Genomic DNA, 5,252 nt, shown 5'->3' with positions numbered 1-5,252 from the left:
AAGCAAGCTTCTCAGGGGTGACGGTGGCAAGAAAGCCCGATCGCCGGGGAGAGCACGAAGGAAACCGTTAAAACCATTGCGCGGGGAATGCCGGGTGTTCCGGTGTGACCGTGGTGACTAACGCGCGTGTTTACTACACTACACGCGCGGCTGCGGGCGCACCAAGCGCCCGGCATTCCCTGCGCCCTCTGATTTCTGGGCGGGAGGTTGACAGCACAACTCGGGCGAATCGCGCCGCGGGAATGCGGAAGTGTGTCTGTGAGGGACGGGCTGTTTGAAATCGGGCTCGATGTGTCGCAAACACACTCGTCATGCCCGGGCTAGACTTGGGCATCCATCCATCTTCGCAAGAAGGTCTTTCGAAGGAGATGGATTGCCGGGTCAAGCCCGGCAATGACAATCTCAAAATCTGTTTTCGACCTGGCTCTTTGACATTTGAATCTGTAGCAGCCCCCGGCTGTCATCATCCGCGCAAGCGGATGATCCAGTATTCCAGCGCAGTGGCGATGGAATCGAGAGGCCGCGGCGTACTGGATACCCCGCTTTCGCGGGGTATGACGGCTGTTTAGGGAGCGCCGTACACCTCACGTCTCGTCGTCCCTGCGCACGCAGGGACCCATAACCACAGGTGCTCATTGACGCGACGTGACAGTGCAACAGGGAGTTTGACACTATCCCGAACATTGACGACACGGCGTATAGGTCCCTGCGTTCGCAGGGACGACATCGGAGGGGTGGCTGCGTTCGCGGCGACGACGCGTCCTCTACTTCCCCGCCTTCATCGCCTTCTCGATCATGCGCGCCATCGGGGCCCAGTAGGTGGCGGGGCGCAGGCGTTGCAGCAGGTCCATGAAGCGGGCGTCGTTGCCGATCAGGATGCGCGGCTGGTTCTTCTCGATGCCTAGGATGATGCGCAGCGCGGCGGCCTTGGGCGAGGTTTTGGCGACGGCGTCGAACCGCTCGATCGATTGCACGCGCCGGGCGTTGTCGGTGACGCCGACGCCGGCGCGGGAGTTGCGCGCGATGTTGGTGGCAACGCCGCCGGGATGCACGACCGAAAGCCGCACCGGGCTCGCCGCCATCTGCAGCTCGTGGCGCAGCGCCTCCGAGAAGCCGCGCACCGCGAATTTCGCCGCCGCATAGGCGGTCTGTCCCGGTGGCGCGATGATGCCGAAAATGCTGGAGAGGTTGACGATATGGGCCGCGGGCCGGCGCGCCAGATGCGGCAGGAAGGCGCGGGTCGCATGCACCACGCCCCAGAAATTGATGTTCATCAGCCAGTCCATCTGGGCCTGGTCGATCTCGTGGAACTGGCCGAACAGAGCGACGCCGGCATTGTTGACGACGATGTTGAGGCCGGGATGGGCGGCGACCGCCGCCCGGGCGAACTCGATGATTTCGGCGGGCTCGCTGACATCGACGCGGTGGATGCTGGTTTTTTGCTGCGAGGATTTGCCGATCTCGGCCGCGACGCTCTGCAGTCCGGCCTCGTCGCGATCCGCCAGCGCCAGATCGCAGCCGCGCGCGGCCAGTTCCAGCGCCAGCGCCCGGCCGATGCCGCTGGCCGCACCGGTCACGGCGGCGGCGGCTCCACGGATCTCGGTCATCGGGGATACCTCCAGGAAGGGAAGGGAGTTGGCGTTGTGCGGGTTTGCGATAGGTGGCGCAAGACCGACCGTAGCCCGGATGAGCGCAGCGAAATCCGGGAACAAACGAAAGACCGGCCCCGGATTTCGCTACGCTCATCCGGGCTACGCCGGTGGAGGGTCAAGACGGGCGACAATCACGTCGTCATGCCCCGGCTTGACCGGGGCATCCAGTACGCCGCGGCGGTTGTTGCGCGCGCCGAACCCGAACGAGCGCTCTCTGGAATACTGGATCGCCCGGTCAAGCCGGGCGACGACGGCTTGTTTGTTGTCACCCACCCTCCAGAATCAAAAAGCGGGCCCGAGGCCCGCCGTTTCGCAAAATCCATTCCGGTCGCCTGGGTGCCCGGGCGGAGCGAGGCTCCACCCGGGCTTGATGGCTACTTCTTGGCCTTCTTGGTCTTCTTAGCCTTCTTCGCCTTCTTTGCCTTCTTCGCTTTCTTAGCCATAGCATCCTCTTTGAGTTAATGGGTGGAAACGCGACACGAGGCATGCTCGGCGGAGGGCCAGCCTCGCAATATCCTCGATTGCAATCCCAACAGATTCGCGGCGCGCTGCCCCGCACTGTCACGTGGTCGTCATCACGTTATCCACAGCTGTTATGCGTTTTGACGTGCTTTCGGCGCCGCGATCGGGTTGTCAGCGGCGAATCTTCGCGGCCGTTGGCGCCAACGCGCCGCCCGCGCGTTGGTCAGGGGTCGGCGTTGAAGGTTTCGCTGCCAGGGTTAACGACGCGCCAACATCGCGGCGCATTCTGCTTCGATCGATCGCCGCGGCGCGCCGTCTTCATCCTTTCAAAACCACAGCTTCGATTGTTGCGGCACGGTGAGAGTCTGTTAAGCGACAAAGCTGCATGTTGTCCGCAAGGCTACGGGGATAGTCATGGGTGGGCTGGTCGATGACAGGGGAGACAGGACCTTGAGCGTTCTGGTTTCATGATGTTGAGCGTTCCGACGCTGTGGACGGCGTTCGTCGTCAATTTTCTCGCGCTGGGCCTGATCTGGGCCTATGTCATGCGCAGTTATCCCGCCTTCGAGGCGGCGCGGTTCTGGACCGGCTCGGCCTTCGCCGCCGCCCTTGGCACGATGCTGGTGATGCTGCGCATGGTCGCGGACTCGCTGTGGCCGCTGGTGAGCGGCGGCACTGTGATGATTTTCGCCGCTTGCCTGGCCGCGATGGGCATCAAGCGGTTCTTCAACCAGCCGGTGACGTGGCGCGGCCCCGCGCTGATTACCGGACTGAGTTTCGCCGGCATCACGTTCTTCCTGCTCGGCTATGACAGCGAGACGATGCGGATCCTGGTCTACTCGGTCGGCGAGTCGATACCGCTGGCGCTGACGCTGAAACTGCTGATGGCGCGGCAGGATGGCCGGATCAATCCGGGCGCCCGGCTCGCGGGCCTGGTGACCATTATCATTCTCGGCATCTACGCCGCCCGTGCCGTGTTCAAACTCTTCAATGTCGGCGGCGGATTCTCGTTCGTACATTTCAACGCGCCGCAGTCGATCATGATCCTGGTGCTGATGTTTCTGTCGATGGCCTGGAATTTCGGCTTCCTGCTGATGGCGATCGACCGGCTGCGCAACGAGGTCGCCGATCTGGCGCTGCTGGACGATCTCACCGGCGTCGGCAACCGGCGGCATCTGCTGCAGCGGCTGACCGAGGAATGCGCCAGATCTGAGCGCAGCCGCGAGCCGTTCTCGCTGCTGGTGATCGATCTCGACGGTTTCAAGCTGATCAACGATACCCACGGCCACGCCGCCGGCGATGCCTGCCTGCAGCATTTCACGCTGATGACGCAGACCCGGTTGCGGCCCGGCGACATGCTGGCGCGCACCGGCGGCGACGAGTTCTGCGTCGTGCTGCCCGGCTCGAAGCTGCGCGAAGGCGCCATGATCGCGCGCCGGATCATCGATGTCTGCCGCGAGGACGCCGAGGCCTGCGTCGGCGCGGATATCCCGGTCGCGGTCTCGATCGGCGTCGCGCAATGGACGACCGAGATCGGCGTGTTCCCGGACCGGCTGATCGCCGCCGCCGACCATGCGCTCTACGTCGCCAAGAAGGAGGGCAAGAACCGCCATGCGGTTTACGATCTCTCCCCGCCGCTGGCGCCGGAGCCCGGCGCGGCTACGGAACCGGCGCTGCGCAAGCGCGCGTGAATATGATATCAGCAGCGCGATGAACTTCCGCTTGCTTGCGACCGCGCTCTTCGCTTTCGCGATATTGACCCCGGCCAGCGCGCAGTCGCCGGACCTCGCGGCCATTGCACGTGGGTCGGGCACGCCCGAGATTCCCGGCCTGAAGATGGTCTGGCTGGCGCCATGGGGCGACGTCGCCAAGGCCCATCCCTGGCGCAACATCATCGTGCACCAGACCGAGGGACCGGCCGGCTCGGCCCGTGGTGGCGCACAAGAGCAGGCGAAGAATCCGACCCGGCGCGGCGTCACCGTCTGGGTGGAAACCGACGGCACGGTGTATTGGGCGGTGCCGGAGACGCTGGTTCCGACCCATACCGACGGCGCCGACCGCAACGACAACAAATACATCGACAACGGCCCGACCTTTCATCAGGTCAACGCCGTGACCTCGATCGGGGTGGAATTCGCCGGCAATTATCCTGACGTCACCCGCGGCGCCACCGAGGCGCAGATCGCGGCGTGGCGGGTGCTGGTGAAGGTGTTGCGGGCGCGTTACGGCATTCCGCTCGATCGGGTCTATGCCCACAACTGGATCGACTACAAGGACGCGCGCTACTGCGAAGGCTGCGCGCTGGCGACGCTGGCCCGGCAGTGGGGTGAATGACGAGGATCAGATCGGCTGCGTCATCCAGCGGAACACGCGGTTGATCAGGCCGGGGCGGCGCAAGCGCGGCGCCAGTTCCGGGGCGGCGTCATCTTCCTGACTATCCTGGGAGATGCAGCGGTCGTAAAAATAGTCCAGGAACCGGATGTCGTTGGGCTCGGTGACGGTGAAACTGTCGTCGCCGACAAACACCGTGTAGGCATAGAAAAACGGCCCGATGAACGGCGCCGCGGCTGGCGTGGCCCAGTCCTTTGAAATCACGAACTGCGATGGCTCGAGCCCATGCGCGACCATGGCCTTTTCGAGGGCGGGCAATTGGCGCAGGAACTCCGGCGAGAATCCGCCGACGGTTGATTGCAGTGTGATCGACATCGATCGCCCCCGATTTAAGCCTTATCCGTTTGGTCGACTGGAAGGGGCGGCAGGTTCAAGAGCGCCCTTTCGCGGGGGCGATGGTGGAGTTTGCCCAACAAAAAAGCCGGCGTTGCCGCCGGCTTTCGTGTCTGTCCAAAACCGCGAAATTTAATGCGCGGCGTGGAGCGTGGCTTCTTCCTGCCGGGCGATCGTGCCCTTGACGGCCGACTGCACCTTCTCGAAGGCGCGAACCTCGATCTGCCGCACGCGTTCGCGCGACACGCCGAATTCGGCGGCGAGGTCTTCCAGCGTCATGGGCTCTTCCGCCAGGCGCCGCGCCTCGAAGATGCGGCGTTCCCTGGGGTTGAGCACGCCGATCGCGCCGTTCAGCGCCTCGCGGCGATGATCGAACTCCTCGTGCTCGGCCATGATGGCTTCCTGGTTGGGCGA

General features: G+C 64.1%; 6 protein-coding genes. 2 read left to right on the top strand and 4 right to left on the bottom strand.

The window, feature by feature from the left end; genetic code table 11:
- Positions 1-764 precede the first annotated feature (764 nt).
- The gene (locus ABR948_RS28025; RefSeq protein ID WP_428124309.1) at positions 765-1,607 is read right to left on the bottom strand and encodes an SDR family NAD(P)-dependent oxidoreductase; all 843 of its coding nucleotides are present in this window, start codon (positions 1,605-1,607) and stop codon (positions 765-767) included.
- A 144-nt stretch (positions 1,608-1,751) separates the two neighbouring features.
- The gene (locus ABR948_RS28020) at positions 1,752-1,925 is read right to left on the bottom strand and encodes a hypothetical protein (RefSeq protein WP_428124307.1); all 174 of its coding nucleotides are present in this window, start codon (positions 1,923-1,925) and stop codon (positions 1,752-1,754) included.
- A gap of 659 nt (positions 1,926-2,584) precedes the next feature.
- Here ABR948_RS28020 and ABR948_RS28015 point away from each other — a divergent pair.
- Positions 2,585-3,805: a GGDEF domain-containing protein gene (locus ABR948_RS28015; protein WP_428124311.1), complete on the top strand. Its 1,221-nt coding sequence runs from the start codon at positions 2,585-2,587 to the stop codon at positions 3,803-3,805.
- 19 nt (positions 3,806-3,824) lie between these two features.
- Positions 3,825-4,448, top strand: coding sequence for a peptidoglycan recognition protein family protein (locus ABR948_RS28010; protein ID WP_428124305.1), 624 nt, complete (start codon positions 3,825-3,827; stop codon positions 4,446-4,448).
- Positions 4,449-4,454: 6 nt separating this feature from the next.
- Here ABR948_RS28010 and ABR948_RS28005 read toward each other — a convergent pair whose 3' ends face one another.
- Positions 4,455-4,820 carry a hypothetical protein gene (locus tag ABR948_RS28005; RefSeq protein WP_428124303.1) on the bottom strand — a complete coding sequence of 122 codons (366 nt, stop codon included), beginning with the start codon at positions 4,818-4,820 and terminating at the stop codon, positions 4,455-4,457.
- Between the two features lie 150 nt (positions 4,821-4,970).
- Positions 4,971-5,252, bottom strand: a 282-nt coding sequence (locus ABR948_RS28000; RefSeq protein ID WP_428124301.1) for a sigma-70 family RNA polymerase sigma factor, incomplete at its 5' end; no start/stop codon positions are given.

Source organism: Bradyrhizobium sp. (assembly GCF_050014615.1).
In the GTDB taxonomy this organism is placed as follows: domain Bacteria; phylum Pseudomonadota; class Alphaproteobacteria; order Rhizobiales; family Xanthobacteraceae; genus Bradyrhizobium.
Note: the sequence above shows the minus strand (reverse complement) of the source record. Positions and strands in the feature narration are given on the sequence as shown.